The organism is Pseudomonas sp. KB-10, assembly GCF_018221585.1.
Classification (GTDB): domain Bacteria; phylum Pseudomonadota; class Gammaproteobacteria; order Pseudomonadales; family Pseudomonadaceae; genus Aquipseudomonas; species Aquipseudomonas yangonensis.
In genome coordinates, this window is record NZ_QYYB01000002.1 from 518509 (window position 1) to 537122 (window position 18614).

Here is an 18614-nt window from a genome sequence, read left to right on the forward strand (position 1 = left end):
GCCACGGCCGATCCGGCCGTGGCCTGCCCGGCCCCAGGCGCGAACAACCCTCTCCAATACCCCTCGAAGGGCTCTGCTTCGCGCATTGCAGCAAACATCAGCGGCATCGATGTTCACCATCATGCCAATGAAGTTCTCTGAAAAAATCCAGTGCGTAACATCTGCTCCATACCCAACCACAACCCCGCTGGAGCACGACATCATGAAACGCCAACTCATCCTCAGCTTCGCTTTCTCCGTACTGGCAGCCAACGTATTCGCCGCTTCTTCCACCCAACCCGCAGTCGCCGAAGGCGGCTCTGATCGCCTGATCGAAAGTCGCGTTGCCGAAGGTGGCTCCGATCGTCTGATCGAAAGCCGCGTCGCTGAAGGTGGCTCCGATCGTCTGATCCAGAACCGCGTTGCCGAAGGTGGTTCCGACCGCCTGATCCAGAACCGCGTTGCCGAAGGTGGTTCCGACCGCCTGATCCAGAACCGTGTTGCCGAAGGTGGCTCCGACCGTCTGATCCAGAACCGCGTCGCCGAAGGTGGCTCCGACCGTCTGATCCAGAACCGTGTCGCCGAAGGTGGCTCCGATCGTCTGATTCAGAACCGCGTTGCCGAAGGTGGCTCCGATCGTCTGATCCAGAACCGCGTCGCTGAAGGTGGCTCTGACCGTCTGATCCAGAACCGCACCGCCTGATACGGCCTTCACCCACTATTCGAGAACATCGTATGACTCGATGCAAATGCAGCCCGAAAAGGCCGGCCTGATAAGCCGGCCTTGTTTTTTCAAGCGCTGAAAAAGCCCGTCGGCCACAGCGCGAATGAATAGCCCCGTGTCGACCCCAGGCAACCCGACACTCCGCCCCCGCTCTATGGTGAAGGCTCTTTTAGACCGATACCGGAGCGCCACATGGCCAACAAACCGATCACCGTTCTGCGCGATACCCAGCCGATGCCCGTTGTCGATGCCTGCAAGTGGGAGCGCATCGAAGGTGACCCGCACACCGTCAATCTCAACGCCTATACGTCCGACGATGGCAGCAAGATCATGGGAACCTGGATCTGCACGCCCGGCAAATGGCGCGTGGAGTACGTAAAGTGGGAGTACTGCCACTTCCAGGAAGGCTACTGCATCATCACCCCGGACGGCATGGAGCCGATTCACCTCAAGGCCGGCGACATCTTCGTGGTCGAGCCTGGCATGAAGGGCACCTGGGAAGTGGTCGAGACGGTGCGCAAGTACTTCGTTTTCGCCTGATCGCTGCACCTCGTATCGGTGTGCGTCCGCACGACGCCCACCGACCTGCCCGCCGTAGAGCGCGGCGTGTATCGCCACTCCGGGGCGCGCACGCCTCCAGCATCCCCACCGCCGTGCAGGGCTATTGAGCCAGCACGCCCGGCCGTCATGCAAACGAACCACAGATCTTTCGGGCACCCAATGGCCGATTGCGGGTCTGTAGAGATCGGGATGCAATTCGGGATGGCAGGATGAAGCGATCACTATGGCGCGCGGTAATTTGCATCGGCCTGCTGCTGGCGGGCTTGCCGCTGGCCTACAGGTTGTGGCCGGCTGCAGTACCGCCAGCGGCCTTGGTCGGGAAGGTCGCCGGGCCATTCGAGTTGGTCGACCATCAGGGCCGGCGCGTTGACCAGAACAGTTTTGCCGAACGCTGGATGCTGCTGTCATTTGGCTTCACACACTGCCCGGACGTGTGCCCCACCACCCTGGCCACAGTCGCCACGGCACTGGACAAGCTCGGGCCACGCAGCCGCCACCTGCAACCCCTGTTCATCACGCTCGACCCGGAACGCGACAGCCCACAGCTTCTGCAGCGTTACACGAGTTTCTTCGACCCACGCATTCTCGGCCTGAGCGGCAGCGCCCGACAGGTGAGCCAGGCTGCCGATGCTTACGGTGTCTACGTATCACGACGCGAGGCCAAGGGTACCTACCTGCTCGAACACTCCACTGGTCTTTATCTGGTGGCGCCCGACGGACGCCTCGTTGAACTGTTCGCACAGAACGTCACGCCCGAGCACCTGGCACGCAGTATCGGTAACCACCTCGATGCAGACTGAAAGCGCTGAGTCATCACCTAACTGGCCGCTGTACCTCGGCCTGCTGGTACTGGCAGCGCTCTGGCTGGGCCCCTTGCCTGCCATGAGCCGCACGGCATTCTCGCTGCACATGATCCTGCACCTGGGCGTCGTGGCACTCGCGGCCCCTCTGCTGGCTATCGGCATGGCGCGCGCCGGGCTCTGCCTTGACCGCTACTCAAGCGCAACCTGGCTGAGCCTGGCCTTCATCGCCGAGTTACTGGTGGTATGGGGCTGGCACCTGCCCGCCCTGCATGAAGCCGCCGCTCTGCATGCTCCGCTGTTCGTGCTGCAGCAGGCCAGCTTCCTTGCCGTTGGCCTGGCCATCTGGCTACTGGGTTTCGCCAGGCGTTCACAGCAGGGGCTGGTGCTGACGCTGTGTGGCTTTTTCCTGACGTTTGCCCACATGACCATGCTGGGCGTCGTACTGATCATGGCGCCACAGCTCATTTATCCTCCAGAGCTTTGCCTGGGCGCTTTCGGCCTGCAGGCCCTGGACGACCAGCGCCTGGGCGGCATGCTGATGGCAGGTTGGAGTGCAGTGGTCTATCTCGGCGCCACGCTGGCGCTGGCAGGCCGCTTGCTCAGGGATGACGAGTCCCTGCTCGGCGACGAGGCGGGGCCCGCCCGGTGACCTTAGGGTGCGGTTATGGCCAGCGACAGAAGTCTGGCGATGATCCCGGCATGACGAAGCGAAAGCGAGGGCATGGCGCCTGAGGCCGCTTGAAAAGCGCAGGAACCTGACCTATTGAAAAGGGTCTGTGCTGCTCCGCCGACCCGGCGGTTTCCCAATCACGGATGGCTCAAAAGGCCCTTCAGCAAGGAATCATCATGAACCGACGCAAACTGCCGTTATTCACCCTCGTCTGCGCGCTGCCGCTGGCGGCCTGCGCCGCCACGCCCGAGGCACTGAAACCCTACCCTGCGGCGGCCGCAGGCTACAGCCGCCACGTGATCGAGCTGCCGGCGCAAGCCAACGAAGCCGAGTACAAGGTAGAAATCATCGCCGGCAAAACGCTGGAGGTGGACTGTAATCAGCAACGCCTGGGCGGCCGGTGGCAGGAAAAGACCGTCGAGGGCTGGGGCTACAGCTATTACGAACTGGACCGGGTAGGTCCGGCCGTGAGCACGCAGATGGCCTGCCCGGACGGCAGCCGCAAGCAGGCATTCGTGCGCGTCGGCGGCGAGCCGCAACTGCTGCGCTACAACAGCAAGCTGCCGCTGGTGATCTATACGCCGGACGATATCGAGGTGCGCTATCGCCTGTGGTCGGCTACGGGCGAGACCAGCCCAGCGCCGCGCCAGTAACGGCGGACGCTGCCGCACCGGCCATGGACGGCCCGTGCTTCGCTGCGCTTGCGCAAGAGTGGGCCGAGCGGTGAAAAAAGCTCTAGCCAGCGGCTGCGAGACTGGATGCGATGGCCGACGCGGCTATGCTCAAAGGGCACCTTCTCACCGAGCGCCAGCATCGCGCCCGTATCTACCGGAGCCCACATGGATATTGATAGCCTCTTTGCCCAACTGCACACCCTGCCCAGCATTCCGAAGGTCGCGCAGGAGCTGATCCAACAGTTCGACAACCCCTCCTCCAGCCTGGAAAGCGTGGCGCGCAACATCGAACGCGATCCGGTTATCGCCGCCAAGGTATTGCGCCTGGCCAACTCACCTCGCTTTCGCGGCTCCCGCGAAGCGGTGAGCGTCGAAGACGCCGCCATGCGCCTGGGCTTCAACACGCTGCGTACGCTGGTGTTGGCCTCGGCCATGACCGGCGCGTTCAAGACCGATACCGGCTTCGACCTCAAGGGTTTCTGGATTCGCAGTTTCCGCGTCGCCAGTATCGCCCGCTGCCTGGCCAAGCAGCTCAAGCTGGACGCCGACGCGGCCTTCACCTGCGGCATGATGCACAACATCGGCGAGCTGCTGATCCAGACCGGTGCGCCGGATTTCGCCAGGCGTATAAACCGCCACCCGAAACGCGAGGCCGCTGCCCACGCCGCCGAGGAGACCCTGCAGCTGGGCTTCGGTTACCCCGAGGTCGGCGCCGAACTGACGCGGCGCTGGCAGTTGCCGGCACTGATCCAGCACGCCATCGCCTACCAGGCGCGTCCGACCCAGGCGCCTGGCGACAATCGCTATGCGCGCCTGGTCGCGCAATCAGTCACAGTCGCCGAAGCCATCGACTCGCATGGTGTCAACGAGCAGGCCAAGCAGAGCCTGGACGGCCCGCTGTTCGAAGAGGTCGATCTGGACAAGCTGTTCGAAGCCTTGCCGGCAGTATTGGAGGCGGACAAGGCATTTGCCGAACTGCTCGGCTGACGGGCGCGCTTCAACACCGTAACCACCAGACGGCTGAGGTATCGAACTCAGCCGACTGGCTGCAGCGCACACGCAATCAGCGCATGCAGCACTGCTTGTATTTCTTGCCGCTGCCGCAGGTGCAGGGGTCGTTGCGGCCGACCTTGGCCTCATCGCGGCGTACCGGCAGCAGCGGGTCCAGGTTCTGCTGCCAGTACTCGTAAAGCTCGACGGCGGCAGGCTCGATCATCGCCGTGCTGGCATCGTATTCGGCGTCGGACATCGCCTTGAGCGTCTCGGTGCCGCTTTCGTCACCGTGCAGGGTGATCAACGCCATAGCTGCCGCCACCGAGTCGGGCAGCGACTCCTCCAGCCAGCCGGCCACCGCCGCGCCGCGCAGGTAGCCGGCGCACCACTCGGAAACGATCAGCTTGTCGCCCTTGCCCTTGTCATCAGCGAGGAAGATCGCCTCGTAGTCGTCCGGCTCCTCACTGAGCATGTAGGTGGCTTCGCTCATCAGCTCCACGGCCAGCTTCATGAAGCGCTCGCCGTCCCTGTCGCTCGGCCATTGCGGCGGCTGGCCGGCCCAGATCGCCGCATACCAGACGGCCGGCGCGACCTGGCGCGGGGCAGAGACGATGGCCGCGAAATAGCCGTCCAGCTCGCTGGCAGAGAGGATCGAGTCATCGTTGCCGTACTTGAGCAGCCACTGATCGAGCTTCTCCAGGCCTCTGTTGTCCATCGCCACGCCTCTCACTGAAAAAAGGGCGCTACTGTCCCACAGTTGGCCGCCGCGAAACAGCCTGAGCGCCGGGCTTGCAGACCTAGAAACGCCAAAATCTGCAACCCGGCATATCGCCAGGAGCGAATTTACTCGCGATAGGCTTTTGCTTGGTGCGGCTCCATGATCGCGAACAAATTCGCTCCTACCCATCTGCGTACCGTTTCCGGGCTTTGTCGCAGGTGCGCTCGTCGGGACGGATGCCGATGCCACGGGCTGCCGCTACAATGCGCAGCTTGCCCGTGCCGCCTGATAAAGAAAAACATCATGTCCTTGCCCAAGAACCACCTGGAACTGCTCAGCCCTGCCCGCGATGTCGAGATCGCCCGCGAGGCCATCCTCCATGGCGCCGACGCCGTCTACATCGGCGGCCCGAGCTTCGGCGCGCGGCACAACGCCTGCAACGAGGTGAGCGATATCGCCAGGCTGGTGGAATTCGCCCGCCGTTATCACGCGCGGGTGTTCACCACGATCAATACCATTTTGCATGACGATGAGCTGGAGCCGGCGCGCGCGCTGATTCACCAGCTCTACGACGCCGGCGTGGATGCGCTGATCGTGCAGGACATGGGGGTGATGGAACTGGACATTCCGCCCATCGAGCTGCATGCCAGTACCCAAACCGATATCCGCACCCTGGCGCGGGCGAAGTTTCTCGACCAGGCCGGTTTCTCCCAGCTGGTGCTGGCACGCGAGCTGAATCTGCAGGAAATCCGCCAGATCGCCGATGCCACCGACGCGGCCATCGAGTTCTTCATCCACGGTGCGCTGTGCGTGGCCTTCTCCGGCCAGTGCAACATCTCCCATGCGCAGACCGGGCGCAGCGCCAACCGCGGCGACTGCTCGCAGGCCTGTCGCCTGCCCTACACCCTCAAGGATGAAAAAGGCGGCGTGATCGCCTACGAGAAGCACCTGCTGTCGATGAAGGACAACAACCAGAGCGCCAACCTGCGCGCCCTGGTCGAGGCTGGCGTGCGATCGTTCAAGATCGAGGGCCGCTACAAGGACGTGGCCTACGTGAAGAACATCACCGCCCACTACCGCCGCGAACTCGACGCGATTCTCGAAGACCGTCCGGACCTGGCCCGCGCCTCCAGTGGTCGTACCGCGCACTTCTTCGTGCCCGATCCGGACAAGACCTTCCACCGTGGCAGCACCGACTACTTCGTCACCGAGCGCAAGGTGGACATCGGCGCCTTCGACTCGCCGACCTTCACCGGGCTGTCTGTCGGCCATGTCGAGAAGGTGAACAAGCGCGACCTGATCGCCGTCACCCATGAGCCGTTGTCCAACGGCGATGGCCTCAACGTGCTGGTCAAGCGCGAGGTCGTCGGTTTCCGCGCCAATATCGCCGAGCTCAAAGCCGAGTTCGAAGAGGACGGCGAGAAGCGCTACCGCTACCGTGTCGAGCCCAACGAGATGCCCGAAGGGCTCTTCCGCCTGCGCCCGAATCATCCGCTGAGCCGCAACCTCGACCACAACTGGCAACAGGCGCTGCAGCGCACCAGCGCCGAGCGACGCATCGGCGTCAGCTGGAAGGCCGTGCTGCGTGAGAATGCCCTGACGCTAACCGCTACCAGCGAAGAAGGCATCAGCATCGAGGTCGCCCTGCCCGGCCCGTTCGGCGCGGCCAACAAACCGGAACAGGCGCTGGACGGCCTGCGCGATCTGCTCACCCAGCTCGGCACCACCATCTACCACGCGCAGGGCGTGACGCTGGATGCCCCTCAGGCCTTCTTCGTGCCCAACTCGCAGCTCAAGGCCTTGCGCCGCGAGGCCATCGAGGCACTGACCGAAGCGCGCGTCGCTGCCCATCCACGCGGCAGCCGCAAGGCCGAAACCGATCCGGCGCCTGTGTATCCGGAATCGCACCTGAGCTTTCTCTACAACGTCTACAACCAGAAGGCCCGCGACTTCTACCACCGTCACGGCGTGCAACTGATCGACGCGGCCTACGAGGCCCACGAGGAAGCCGGCGAGGTGCCGGTGATGATCACCAAGCACTGCCTGCGCTTTTCCTTCAACCTGTGCCCGAAACAGGCCAAGGGCGTGACCGGCGTGCGCACCAAGGTGGCGCCGATGCAACTGGTGCATGGCGATGAAGTGCTGACGCTGAAGTTCGACTGCAAGCCGTGCGAGATGCACGTGATCGGCAAGATGAAGGGTCACATCCTCGACCTGCCACAGCCAGGCAGCGCCGCGGCCCAGGTGGTCGGCCACATCAGCCCGGACGACCTGCTCAAGACCATTCGCCAGAAGCCGGGTTACAGCCATTGACGCTTGCCACGGCCTGATGGCAGGCCGGGTAAATCAGGTCATTAACACCACGAGATGTCAGATTGACATCTCGTCATAATGACTTCGAAACGCCAAGTCATTGATTTTCAAGACGCCAGGTGCTGGCACGAAAACTGAAACGTCCCTCGCGACCTTTTCCTTTCGTACCAGATACCGCCATGCTTTTCGTCAGCGCCAAACGTCATCGCAGCCTCGAAGCCGACCATCAGGCCCTGCTCGCTCGCCTCGCGGCCAGCGAACAGGAAACTCAGCATCTGCGCGCTGCACTGCAAGCCAGCGATGAGGACACCCGTCTGCAGAACGACCTGCGCTTCTACCAGGGGCTGGCGAGTAACCTGCTCAAGTTCGGCCAGTCGATCGGGCATGTCGGTGATTCCTTCGGATATCTCAACGCACGTCTCGATGAGAACAATCGCCGCGCCCAGGACGTAGCGAATGCGGCGATCCAGAACAAGCTCAAGTTCGGTCAGTTGCAGGAGGAATCGCAACGCATGGAAGACGGTCTGGCCAGTCTCAATCAGCGCATCTCGGAACTGGTCAAGCGCGCCAGCGAGATCGACCGCATCGTCGGGCTGATCGGCAGCATCGCCAGCCAGACCAACCTCCTGGCACTCAATGCAGCCATCGAGGCGGCGCGCGCAGGGGAGTCCGGTCGCGGCTTCGCCGTGGTCGCTGGCGAAATCCGCGACCTGGCAGAGAAAACTGCCAGCGCAACTCAGGACATCGTTCGTGAGACGGCAGACATCCAGAGCGTGATCCACGCTGCTCAGCAGGAAATCCAGCAACACGTGGGCAGTGCAGGGCACTTCCATGCCATGACCACCGAAGCCAGCGGTGCCATGCTCAACGTTCACGGCCAGGCGCAGCGCATGCACCACGAGATCAGCCAGTCGTTCTTTCGCTCCGGCATCGAACTCGCCAACCTTGCCGAGCTATCGCTCAAGGCCTCGGTTTATCAGGCGATTCTCAGCGGCAAGAGCGATGTCCGCGACCTGCCCACCGAAGAACAGTGTCTGTTTGGCCGCTGGTATTACGGCGAAGGCAACGCGGCGCTGCAGGGCAACCGCGAGTTCCGCCAGATCGAACACCCACACGAGCAGGTTCACCAGTGCGGTGCCCAGGCCATTACCGCCTTCGCCGAAGGTCAGCTGCAGGAGACGCTGGACAATTTGACCACCATGGAGGATGCCAACATCGAGGTGATGCGCATCGTCAGCAAAGTGCTCTACGAATACGACAAGGGCCTGACGGCACCATTGGAGCGTCCGCGTCTGCGCGCCGTACCGGCCTAGTGCAACTGCCGGGCGAAACGCTCCACCGCTCCGAGAACCTGTTTGGCGCCCTGGCGAATCTCGACGATGACGTCGCCCGCCTGGTTGGCCAGGGTCAGTCCGGTCTCGGCCTGGGCGCGACTGCTGGCCATGTCGCGTACCGCAGCATCCACCAGCTTCTGGTTGTCCTGCACCACCCCGACGATCTCCTCGGTGGCCTTGCTGGTGCGGCTGGCCAACTGGCGCACCTCGTCAGCCACGACCGCGAAGCCGCGTCCCTGCTCGCCAGCCCGCGCCGCCTCGATAGCGGCGTTGAGCGCCAACAGGTTGGTTTGCTGGGCGATGCCGCCGATGGTCTGCACCATGGTACTGATCAGAACTGATTGCTTGCCGAGGGCTTCGATACCCTCGGACGCCGACGTCATTTCCTGGGCGATACGCTGCATGGTCTGCACGGTCTCGGTCACTACCTGTGCGCCGTGCTGAGCAGTGGTGTCGGTGCGCTGGGAGATGCCGTAGGCGGTGTCGGCGGCGTCGTTGACCTCCTCCTCACGGTTGACCTGCTCGGTGATCACTGTAGCGAACTTGACCACCTTGTACAGGCGGTTCTGCGTGTCATGCACCGGGTTGTAGGTAGCCTCCAGCCAGACGGACCGGCCATGGCTGTCCACCCGCTTGAAGCGCCCGGCGACGAACTCGCCACGGTTGAGCCGCTCCCAGAACCGGGCGTATTCGCTGGAGGACACCTCCTGCGGCTCACAGAAGATCCGGTGATGCTGGCCCTTTATCCGCTCCAGGCTGTAGCCCATGGCATCGAGAAACTGCTGATTGGCATTGAGCACATGCCCCTGGAGATCGAACTCGATCACCGCAGTGGAGCGTAGCAAGGCATTGATGAAGTCCTCGTTCTCACGCGCCTCGTTCATGCTCTCGGTCACGTCGCTGCCGATGCACTGAATCTTACGCACCACACCACGCTCGTCGGCCAGCGGCATCCAGGAGGCTTGCACCCATACCAGCGCACCATCGCTGCGCAGGAAGCGGTAACGATCACTGACCGAACTCCCCGAGGTGATCGCCGCGTTGAGGTTCTTGAAGCACGGCAAATCCTTGACGTAAGCCGGCACGATGTCGCTCAGCGGGCGCCCTTGCAGCTGCTCGGGTGCATAGCCGACGAAACGGGCGAACTTGTCGTTACAGTCGACGATTCGCCTATCGGGATCTATCGACAGCATGATTTTCTGCGCCCGGATGCCCTCGTAGAGCTGCTTGTACAGCGCCAGCTCGGCATCTTTATCCTGCAATTCCCTTTTCAATCGATTAGCGAACATGCGCCTTCTCCAAGCAGTCATTCTCCAGAGCGTCGGCTGTCCCTGCGTTGAGCCAGGCCAACTTCAGCTCAAGCATAGAAGGCGTATAAAAAAAATGTCAGAGGCAAGCGCGTCGGCGCACGGGATCAAGCAGCAGGGCTGAGCATGACCACTTCACGCATCTCCAGATCACGGCGCAGATAATCCATGCGCCGCTCATGGAAGGCACGCATATGCGGCAGCGCCATGTGCTCGGCCAGTGCCGCCGGTGTCGCCCATACCTCAAAGAAGATGAACAGCGTCGGGTCCTGCGCGTCGCGCAGCATGTGGTACTGGATGCAGCCGGGCTCGGCTCGACTGGGTTCGACGTAAGCCTGAAACAGCTGCTCGAAAGCCTCGGCCTGCTCGGGCCGGGTGTGAGCGTGAAGGATGAAGGCGTGCATGAAGGGACTCCCGAGGTAACAAGAAGCTTCACCTTAACGCAGGATTCTCATCTAGTTTCATGACGTTTAGTCAATAATGATTTGATCGCTTCGGGGTATTTCGCCCGCGTGGGGCCGGATAACCTGCCGGCACATTTTCTGGAGAACCCCGATGAAAAAGATCCTCCTGCTCAATGGCGGCAAAACCTTCGCCCATTCCAACGGCCAGTACAACGCCACCCTGCACGATGCTGCCGTGGCCTTCCTCGATCGCGCCGGCTTCGACATCAAGACCACCTTTATCGATGGCGGTTACGACATCGACGAAGAAGTGCAGAAAATCCTCTGGGCCGACGTGGTGATCTACCAGATGCCGGGCTGGTGGATGGGCGCCCCCTGGACGGTGAAGAAGTACATCGACGAGGTGTTCACCGCCGGTCATGGCAGCCTCTACGCCAACGACGGGCGCACGCGCTCCGATGCCTCGCAAAAGTACGGCAGCGGCGGGCTGATCCAGGGTAAGCAATACATGCTCTCGCTGACTTGGAACGCTCCGCTGCAGGCCTTCGAAGACCCCAGCGACTTCTTCGAAGGCAAAGGTGTGGACGCGGTGTACTTCCCCTTCCACAAGGCCAACGAATTCCTCGGTATGAGCGCCCTGCCCAGCTTTCTGTGCAATGACGTAATGAAGATGCCTGACATCGAACGTGATGTGGCGCGCTACGAGCAGCACCTGGCCGAGGTGTTCGGCGTCAGCTGAATCAAGCCGTCATTGCCCGCCGAACAGCGCCGTCCAGTAGATGCCGGCGTCGCTCTGCGGGTCATTGGCGTAGGCAGCGCCCAGCTCGCTGAACTCCGGGTTCATGATGTTGGCGCAGTGCCCGGGGCTGGCCAGCCAGCCCTCGACCACCTTGGCGGTGGTGTCCAGCGCAGCGGCGATATTCTCGCCGACCCTGGTGCCAGCATAACCTGCCAGCTCGGCCCGATCTCCCGGCGTCAGACCGTCACGCCCCTGGTGAGCGAAGAAGTTGCCGTTGGCCATGGCCCGGCTATGACTCTCGGCGGCGCTGCCCAATGCGGCATTCCATACCAGTGGCGCCGTGGCGGCGAATGCCTGGTCGCCGCACAGGCGCGCCTCGGCGCGGGCGGAATTGATCAGCAGTAACAGACTTTCCCCCTCGGTCTGCCAGGTTTGCAGGCGCCCGCTCAGCAGTGGCCGTGCAAGCACGATGCGCCAGTCTCGATCCTGCTGACTGACGCCGATGTCGATGAATTGGGGGTCGAGCAGCACGCGGCAGAAGCTCTCGCTCAACGCCTGCATCGCCGCCTGCGCGTTTCGCGGGCCAGACAGCGTGATGGCCTGAACGTTGACCAGCGGATAACCGGAGGCACTCAGGGCATCCTGCAGATCCGCAGTACCATTGGCCGGCAGTATCAGGCGCGGGTCGTTGGTCAACGGCGGCAGCGGTTCGGAGGCCTGCACGCCGCAGCGCTGCACGTCGCTGCGATAGGCGTTGATCGTCTCGATCAGTGCCAGGTCCTCGCCGGCCTGAGCCGAATGCAGAACCCCCATCAGCAGCAGCGCCAGCAGGCAGCGATACCAGCCCCGTTTGTCCATCGTTGTTGTCATACAGCCCTCTCCCAACTAACGTCGTGATTCTGACGTATTTCCCGGCGCACTATCATGGCGCGTTTCCTCGTCCCTTCGAATGCCTGCGAATCATGGACTCGCCAGCACTCGGCAGGGTTCCTGCATGACGCCACCTGCCGCCATCGCGCTCTGCGCACTTTGCTCCACTCCGCTCGAGAACACTGATGCCCGGTTACTTCGCCAAGAATGAGCAACATCGACGCCTGGTCCTCAAAGCCTTGCTATGGATCACTTTGAGCGGCGGTTTGTTCTTCTCCGTGGTCAACCTGCTGCACGATAACTGGCTGCTGGCGGGTCTGGAGCTCGGTTACGCCGCCATATCGCTGTATCTGCTGACCATCCTCGACCGAACCCGCAACCTGCAGCTATTGACCGCGGCTTACCTGCTGCCGTTCTTCAGCATCATGATCGTGGCGCTGGCTCAGACCCACACCTCCTTCGCAGTGTTCGCCTGGATACAGTCGATTCCGATCATCTGCTATCTGCTGCTGGGGCTGCGCCTGGGCATGTACGGCTCGGTGCTGTTCGTCGGCATCGGCCTGTTTGTCTTCACTCGGCGGTTTTCTTCCGAAAGTCTGCTGCAGAACATCGAGATCGTCGCGAATCTCGGCCTGGCCAGTCTGGCGGTGATGATTTTCGCCCACATCTACGAGCGCAGCCGCATTCTCAACGAAAAGCGTCTGACCGAGCAGGCCACCACCGACGCGCTCACCGGCCTGCCGAACCGGCTGAAACTGGCCGAGGTGTTCGACCGCGAACGCGCCCATGCGCTACGCAATGGCACCCCGCTTTCGCTGGTGTTTCTCGATATCGATCACTTCAAGCAGATCAATGATCGCTTCGGCCATGAGGTCGGAGACCGCGCCCTGGCCCACTTCGCCACGGTGCTGGCGCAACGCTTGCGCATCAATGATCTGTTCTGCCGCCTGGGCGGCGAGGAGTTCGCCGTGCTATTGCCGAGCAGCACGGCGACGCAGGCCCGGGACATCGCCGAGAATCTGCGCGAGCGTCTGGCAGCGGAGCCGTTGACCTTTGATGGCAGCGCTCTGCCCATGACGCTGAGCGCCGGTGTGGCGAGCTTCGGAATGGACGGACAAACCCTCGACGCGCTGATGCTGGCGGCTGACAGACGTACCTACGCCGCCAAACGTGCCGGACGCAACCGTGTGATCACCCGTGAAGACATGGGTGACGGCAAACCCGCCCTGGGTTGATCAGGCGTAGACGCTGAGCCCGCCCTTTTCCTGCAGCCACTGGCGGTAGGTTTCCAGCGAGTCGGTCTGCTTGTCGCCATTGTGCCCGGCGATGCGAACGCTGCCGTCCAGGCCGGCATCGACCATCTTCTGCACCTGCTGCAGCAGTTTGGCGGCATCGTCGCGATCGAGCTGCGTCACATCGGGCAACTGGATCACCGAGGGCGCCGCGGCTTGACCCTCGGCACCGCGCTGCGCGGCATTGGCGGGCGTCGCCGCGCCGCCGTTCATCGCCCGCAGCAGTCCACCCTCGCTGCGCGCGACGACCTGCTTGGCGAAACGTCGCAGATCGCCCAGCGGGTCCTGACCAGTCTGGCTGTCGGCTTCACCGCTGGCGGCACTGGAACGATTGTTGAGCTGGCTGCCGTAGTAGCTGAGCATGGCAGGCGTGCTGTTGTTGATGCTGGTCATATGGCCTCCCGCCAAAAGCATTCGCCACAGGCAAAGCAGGTTTCGGGCCAGCCGCTGCCAGCCTCTGATCACGGGCTCGTCGCATGCCTTAGCGGCAGTGACTTGCCACCGCAAGGCAAGGTTTTTCCGGTGCACGGAGCCCTCATGCCGCTAGCGGCGCAGCCGGCGGCCAATGAAAGGCTGAACATGGGCGAACGGCTTTCCGTTTGCTTGGCGAGGCGATTGCGCTAGGCTCTGCACCTCTATCGATAGGAGGTACTCCCATGGCCCGCGCCACTGCCCGCCACATCCTGGTTGCCAGCGAAGACAAGTGCAACGAACTGAAAGCCGCCATCGAAGGCGGTGCCGATTTCGCCCAACTGGCCCGCGACAACTCCACCTGCCCGTCCGGCCGCAGCGGCGGCGACCTGGGCTCCTTCGGCCCGGGCCAGATGGTCAAGGAATTCGACACCGTGGTCTTCAGCGCGCCGGTCGGCGTGGTACAGGGTCCGGTCAAAACCCAGTTCGGCTATCACCTGCTGGAAGTCACCAGCCGCCAGGACTGATCCAGCCAGACCGAAGAGTGGCCATAGCCACTCTCCGGTTTCTCCTGCCCATCCTCGCCCCGTCTCGCCCCCCCGCTCCGTCAAACAGCTCTGGCTGAGCGCTGGCGCCAGCTGTCGAGCAGGCGCCCGCCCCAGACATTGATCAACAGCCCGGCCATGACTAGCGCCGCGCCGACCATCTGCAGGCCGCCGAGACGCTCACCCAGCAGCAGCGCCGAAGAGCTGATGCCCACCACCGGCACCAGCAGCGAGAACGGCGCCACCTGGCTGGCCGGGTAGCGCGACAGCAGCCGGCTCCACAGGCCATAACCGAGAATGGTGGCGCCGAATGCCAGGTAGGCCAGCACCAGCAACGAATCCAGGCCTAGCGCGCGCAGCGACTGGCTGATCAACTCCGGCCCCTCCAGCCACAACGACAGGGCCAGGAACGGCAACGGCGGAATCAGGCTGCCCCAGACCACCAGGCCGACCAGATTGACTTTGCCCAGCTTGCGCGTCACCACATTGCCCAGCGCCCACATCGAGGCCGCCGCGATGGTCAGGGCGAAGCCCGCCAGAGTCATCGCCTGCCCACCCTGCAGACCGATCAACACCAGGCCGCTGGCCGCCACCAGCAAGCCGAACAGGTTGCTGCCGCGCAGCCGTTCACCGAGAAACAGCGCAGCGAAGAACAGGGTGAAGAACGCCTGCGACTGCAGCACCAGCGACGCCAGGCCCGCCGGCATGCCGACGTACATGGCATAGAAGAGAAAGGCGAACTGCCCCAGCGAGATGGTCATGCCATAGGCCAGCATCCAGCGCAGCGGCACCTGCGGCCGACGCACGAAGAGTATCGCCGGGAAGGCCGCGAGGAGAAACCGCAGGGCCCCCATCAGCATCGGCGGCATGCCGTGCAGGCCGACCTTGATCACCACGAAATTCATGCCCCAGACGACGATCACCAGCAGCGCCAGCAGTAGATCCTTGGGTGTCATGGGTCGCAACCTCAGCTTGAATGAGCAGGCATTAGAGCAGCCTCCCCCCAGTGCAGACAGACACAGAGGGCAGGGAAAAAAGCCACACAGCCATGCGCGGCTGCTACCCTGCGCGCTTCAGTGCCGTTACGCCGAGCCCATGACCCTGCACGATTTCCTTCTGTTCGCCCTGCCAGCGGTGTTTCTCACCGGCCTGTCCAAGGGCGGCTTCGGTGGCGCCCTGGGCGGCATCGCCGTGCCGCTGCTGGCCCTGGCCACCTCGCCGAAACAGGCCGTGGCGGTGATGCTGCCGATTCTCTGCCTGGCTGATGTGGTTGGGCTGAGGGCCTACTGGGGCAAGTGGGATACGGCCAACCTCAAGGTCATGCTGCCGGGTGCCGTGATCGGTATCGGCATCGGTTCGCTGACCTTCGGCATCTTCGATGAACGTGCCATCGGCCTGCTGATCGGCACCATCGCCATCGTCTTCGTCGGTCTTGGCTTGCTGGCTAGCAACCAGGCGCCCCGGCCACTGCAAAAGGGCCGCGGCACCTTGCTGTCGAGCCTGGCCGGTTTCACCAGCTTCGTTGCCCACGCGGGCGGGCCGCCGGTGATGATGCACCTGTTGCCGCAGCAGCTGGACAAGGTGCGCTTCGTCGCCACCATCAACCTGTTCTTCCTGCTGACCAACGCCGCCAAGCTGTTCCCCTACGCGGCGCTGGGCCAGTTCACGCGGGAGAACCTGCTGCTCAGCCTGATGCTCGCGCCCATCGTGCCGCTGGGGGTATGGAGTGGGCTGTGGCTGCAAGTGCGGGTCAACCACCTGTGGTTCTATCGCGTTGCGCGGCTGGGCATGCTGCTGGCTGGCGTGCAACTGATCTGGCGCTACCTGTAGCGGGTCCTGCCAGCAACCCGCACGGGGTCATGGCTCGACCACACGCCACAACTCGGGCCACTCGCCCGGATTACGCGCCGCACAGCGGCCGAGAAAACTGAGCGAGGCCAGCTGAAAACGCTCGCCATCGAAACGCCAGCTGCCCGACTCGCCGCAATCTGCGATCCCTCGCCCCTTGTACAGATAGCCCAGCTCGCCGGTGTCGGGGTTGTAACTCACCCAGCCGGACAACGCGCCGAGGCCCAGCGGCGCCGGCTCGAGCTGCAGATCACGCTCGGCGTACGGCGCCTGACGGTCGACACGATATACGGCGAAGTCGCAGTTGTAGGCGGCGCACCAGGTTCGGATGATGACCAGCGCCTCGCGGTCGTTGAGCGCGAAGGCCTCGGACTCATTGCTCATGTCCTCGTCGAACCACTGGCCGCGCGTTGCAGCCATCACCTGCTGGGCGATGTCACGCTGCTCCACTTCGCTCAGCGGGGTGACGCCAGGATAGGCACGCAGATGCGGCGCCTGTGGCGCAGCGGGCACCTCGCCGTCGGGTCGTGAGCCGGGACGATACAGGGCACTGCGGCTGTCCACCCGCCCCTGTACGGCATCCATCAGCAGCAAGGCTGCGGAAAGACCACTGAGCGAAACCACCGCCTCGTAATCGCGCTCCCCTTCCATGCGCAGTTGCGCGCCGTTGCGCAACTCGGCCAACACAGCCTGAGCATCGGCGCCTTCAGCCACCAGCGTGGTTTCCCCCTGGCTTTCCACCGGATGCAGGCGACCAGCAGTGGACAGGGCTCGGCCATCGAGCCGCAGCGGCGCATAGCCGCCTTGCTCGGCATAGTGCAGTGACAGTCGCAGCGGTGCCTGGGCACCTGCAGCACGCTCGAACTGAAGGCTCAAAGGCGTGTAATCGAAACTTTCCGGGGCACTCAATGCCTGGCATCCGCGCAGATTGCCGCAGGCGACGACCCAATCCTTGATTTCCCGGTACAGCGGCACCTGCTCGGGGGTGGCCTGGGCGATGCCCGTCGCCAGCAGCAGAGCCGTGATCAGAACCCGAGGAGACATGAACAACTCCTTCTGACGATTGCGCAGGGCCGCCATGTTCCTTCGCCCGGCCAGGCCAGGCAAGCACCGTCGCAGCACCGGCAGTTGGTGCGACTCGAAGGCCCGCCGACAAGTACGCTCGCACCCTGGGGAAATTGCAGGTGCCGACAGCCGCGCAAGGCACTAGAATCCGCAACCTATCCGATCGTCACGCCCAGATGCGCGCGACGCCGTCTCACCTATCGGCCAGGAGACCCCAGATGGGCGCCCAGTGGAAAGCCAAACCCAAAGAAGCCGCCGCCAATGCCCGAGGCAAGATCTTCGGCAAGCTGGTGAAGGAAATCATGATCGCCGCGCGTAACGGCGCCGACCCGGACATGAACCCCAAGCTGCGCCTGGCCGTGCATCAGGCCAAGAAAGCCTCGATGCCCAAGGACACCCTGGAGCGCGCGATCAAGAAAGGCGCGGGCCTGTCCGGTGAGGTGATCAACTACGAGCGTACCCTCTACGAAGGCTTCGCCCCGCATCAGGTGCCGGTGATCGTCGAGTGCCTGACCGACAACGTCAACCGCACCGTGGCCGAGATTCGCGTGCTGTTCCGCAAGGGCCAGCTCGGTGCGTCCGGTTCGGTCAGCTGGGACTTCGACCATGTCGGCCTGATCGAGGCCAGCACTGACAGCGATGCCGACCCGGAACTGGCCGCCATCGAAGCCGGCGCACAGGACTTCGTCCCCGATGACGAGGGCGCGACCCTGTTCATCACCGATCCGACCGACCTCGACGCCGTGTGCAAGGCGCTGCCGGAGCATGGCTTCACCGTCAACTCGGCCAAGCTCGGCTACCGTCCGAAGAACCCGGTGACCAGCCTGACGCCGGAACAGATGGAAGAAGTCGAGGCCTTCCTCGAAGCCATCGACGGCCATGACGACGTGCAGAACGTCTACGTCGGCCTGGCCGGCTGAGGTGCGCCGGGCGCTCTGCACGGGCGCCCGCCGCTATCCGATGAAAACCACTCTGCAGATCGCCGCCGCCTGCCTGTTCGACGAACGAGGCCGCCTGCTGCTGGTACGCAAGCGCAATACCCGCTTCTTCATGCTGCCTGGCGGCAAGCGCGAGCCGGGCGAAGATGCGCTGTCTGCGCTCGAGCGTGAACTGCTCGAGGAGCTGGAGCTGCAACTGGACAGCGCAGCGCTGCAACCACTCGGCCAGTTTCACGCCCCCGCCGCCAACGAAGCCGATACCTGGGTGCAGGCCGACATCTATCGCGCCGCCCTGCCCCACGCCGTTCAAGCAGCTGCCGAGCTGGAAGAACTGCGCTGGCTCGATACCGCCCAGCCCCTGCCCGATGACCTGGCACCGCTGCTTCGCGAGCAGGTATTGCCGGCCCTGCAACGGCTTTCTTGATC

General features: G+C 63.4%; 21 protein-coding genes and 2 pseudogenes. 15 read left to right on the forward strand and 8 right to left on the reverse strand.

Features of this window, described 5'->3' with window-relative positions; genetic code table 11:
* Positions 1-202 precede the first annotated feature (202 nt).
* From DXK50_RS07345 to DXK50_RS07370, 6 genes are all read left to right on the forward strand, one after another.
* Positions 203-682, forward strand: a complete 480-nt coding sequence (locus DXK50_RS07345) for a phage infection protein (RefSeq protein WP_212629841.1) — start codon at positions 203-205, stop codon at positions 680-682.
* 213 nt (positions 683-895) lie between these two features.
* Complete coding sequence (locus DXK50_RS07350; RefSeq protein WP_013716543.1) at positions 896-1243, forward strand: cupin domain-containing protein; 348 nt, start codon at positions 896-898, stop codon at positions 1241-1243.
* Positions 1244-1473: 230 nt separating this feature from the next.
* Positions 1474-2064 (forward strand): SCO family protein, encoded by a 591-nt coding sequence (locus DXK50_RS07355; RefSeq protein ID WP_161865881.1) that lies wholly within the window; start codon positions 1474-1476, stop codon positions 2062-2064.
* A complete protein-coding gene (locus DXK50_RS07360) occupies positions 2054-2716 on the forward strand; it encodes a cytochrome c oxidase assembly protein (protein WP_212629842.1) in 663 nt (220 codons plus the stop codon). Before DXK50_RS07355 ends, DXK50_RS07360 begins: the two co-directional genes overlap by 11 nt.
* Positions 2717-2913: 197 nt before the next feature.
* Positions 2914-3390, forward strand: coding sequence for a serine protease inhibitor ecotin (gene eco / locus DXK50_RS07365; RefSeq protein ID WP_212629843.1), 477 nt, complete (start codon positions 2914-2916; stop codon positions 3388-3390).
* A gap of 186 nt (positions 3391-3576) precedes the next feature.
* Positions 3577-4398, forward strand: a complete 822-nt coding sequence (locus DXK50_RS07370; RefSeq protein ID WP_212629844.1) for an HDOD domain-containing protein — start codon at positions 3577-3579, stop codon at positions 4396-4398.
* A gap of 76 nt (positions 4399-4474) precedes the next feature.
* Here the strand turns inward: DXK50_RS07370 and DXK50_RS07375 are convergent, their stop codons facing one another.
* On the reverse strand, positions 4475-5311 hold the full coding sequence (locus tag DXK50_RS07375; RefSeq protein ID WP_461818596.1) for a YecA/YgfB family protein: 837 nt from the start codon (positions 5309-5311) through the stop codon (positions 4475-4477).
* Between the two features lie 114 nt (positions 5312-5425).
* Between DXK50_RS07375 and DXK50_RS07380 the strand changes: the two genes are divergently transcribed.
* The 3 genes and pseudogenes from DXK50_RS07380 (at position 5426) to DXK50_RS25425 (ending at position 8748) form a co-directional block, all read left to right on the forward strand.
* Positions 5426-7435, forward strand: coding sequence for a peptidase U32 family protein (locus DXK50_RS07380; RefSeq protein WP_212629846.1), 2010 nt, complete (start codon positions 5426-5428; stop codon positions 7433-7435).
* Between the two features lie 512 nt (positions 7436-7947).
* Positions 7948-8283: pseudogene (locus DXK50_RS25420) on the forward strand (methyl-accepting chemotaxis protein); the annotation flags it as partial.
* A gap of 42 nt (positions 8284-8325) precedes the next feature.
* Positions 8326-8748, forward strand: a complete 423-nt coding sequence (locus tag DXK50_RS25425) for a CZB domain-containing protein (protein WP_249186742.1) — start codon at positions 8326-8328, stop codon at positions 8746-8748.
* Here DXK50_RS25425 and DXK50_RS25430 read toward each other — a convergent pair.
* The 3 genes and pseudogenes from DXK50_RS25430 to DXK50_RS07395 all read right to left on the reverse strand — a co-directional run bounded on the left by DXK50_RS25430 (position 8745) and on the right by DXK50_RS07395 (position 10480).
* Positions 8745-9350, reverse strand: coding sequence for a methyl-accepting chemotaxis protein (locus tag DXK50_RS25430; protein ID WP_438810730.1), 606 nt, complete (start codon positions 9348-9350; stop codon positions 8745-8747). The genes DXK50_RS25425 and DXK50_RS25430 overlap by 4 nt on opposite strands.
* Positions 9330-10079: pseudogene (locus tag DXK50_RS25435) on the reverse strand (PAS domain-containing protein); the annotation flags it as partial. The gene DXK50_RS25430 and the pseudogene DXK50_RS25435, both read right to left, overlap by 21 nt.
* A gap of 104 nt (positions 10080-10183) precedes the next feature.
* Entirely contained in the window at positions 10184-10480 is a 297-nt protein-coding gene (locus tag DXK50_RS07395; protein ID WP_161865873.1) for a putative quinol monooxygenase, read from the reverse strand.
* A 151-nt stretch (positions 10481-10631) separates the two neighbouring features.
* Here DXK50_RS07395 and DXK50_RS07400 point away from each other — a divergent pair, with 151 nt between their 5' ends.
* A complete protein-coding gene (locus DXK50_RS07400; protein WP_212629848.1) occupies positions 10632-11219 on the forward strand; it encodes an NADPH:quinone oxidoreductase MdaB in 588 nt (195 codons plus the stop codon).
* A 9-nt stretch (positions 11220-11228) separates the two neighbouring features.
* On the opposite strand, the gene DXK50_RS07405 is transcribed toward DXK50_RS07400, so the two are convergent.
* Positions 11229-12089, reverse strand: a complete 861-nt coding sequence (locus tag DXK50_RS07405; RefSeq protein WP_212629849.1) for a CAP domain-containing protein — start codon at positions 12087-12089, stop codon at positions 11229-11231.
* A gap of 185 nt (positions 12090-12274) precedes the next feature.
* Here DXK50_RS07405 and DXK50_RS07410 point away from each other — a divergent pair, with 185 nt between their 5' ends.
* Positions 12275-13324: a GGDEF domain-containing protein gene (locus tag DXK50_RS07410; RefSeq protein WP_212629850.1), complete on the forward strand. Its 1050-nt coding sequence runs from the start codon at positions 12275-12277 to the stop codon at positions 13322-13324.
* On the opposite strand, the gene DXK50_RS07415 is transcribed toward DXK50_RS07410, so the two are convergent.
* Positions 13325-13774: a hypothetical protein gene (locus DXK50_RS07415; protein WP_212629851.1), complete on the reverse strand. Its 450-nt coding sequence runs from the start codon at positions 13772-13774 to the stop codon at positions 13325-13327.
* Between the two features lie 263 nt (positions 13775-14037).
* On the opposite strand from DXK50_RS07415, the gene DXK50_RS07420 reads away from it, so the two are divergent.
* Positions 14038-14319: a peptidylprolyl isomerase gene (locus DXK50_RS07420; RefSeq protein WP_090430990.1), complete on the forward strand. Its 282-nt coding sequence runs from the start codon at positions 14038-14040 to the stop codon at positions 14317-14319.
* Positions 14320-14399: 80 nt separating this feature from the next.
* On the opposite strand, the gene DXK50_RS07425 is transcribed toward DXK50_RS07420, so the two are convergent.
* Positions 14400-15293: an EamA family transporter gene (locus tag DXK50_RS07425; protein WP_212629852.1), complete on the reverse strand. Its 894-nt coding sequence runs from the start codon at positions 15291-15293 to the stop codon at positions 14400-14402.
* 139 nt (positions 15294-15432) lie between these two features.
* On the opposite strand from DXK50_RS07425, the gene DXK50_RS07430 reads away from it, so the two are divergent.
* Positions 15433-16167 carry a sulfite exporter TauE/SafE family protein gene (locus tag DXK50_RS07430; RefSeq protein WP_212629853.1) on the forward strand — a complete coding sequence of 245 codons (735 nt, stop codon included), beginning with the start codon at positions 15433-15435 and terminating at the stop codon, positions 16165-16167.
* A gap of 27 nt (positions 16168-16194) precedes the next feature.
* On the opposite strand, the gene DXK50_RS07435 is transcribed toward DXK50_RS07430, so the two are convergent.
* Positions 16195-17229 carry a DUF1176 domain-containing protein gene (locus DXK50_RS07435; protein WP_249186707.1) on the reverse strand — a complete coding sequence of 345 codons (1035 nt, stop codon included), beginning with the start codon at positions 17227-17229 and terminating at the stop codon, positions 16195-16197.
* Positions 17230-17468: 239 nt separating this feature from the next.
* Between DXK50_RS07435 and DXK50_RS07440 the strand changes: the two genes are divergently transcribed.
* Positions 17469-18170, forward strand: coding sequence for a YebC/PmpR family DNA-binding transcriptional regulator (locus DXK50_RS07440; protein WP_161865863.1), 702 nt, complete (start codon positions 17469-17471; stop codon positions 18168-18170).
* A 40-nt stretch (positions 18171-18210) separates the two neighbouring features.
* Positions 18211-18612, forward strand: coding sequence for an NUDIX hydrolase (locus DXK50_RS07445; RefSeq protein ID WP_212629855.1), 402 nt, complete (start codon positions 18211-18213; stop codon positions 18610-18612).
* The last annotated feature ends 2 nt before the right edge of the window (positions 18613-18614 follow it).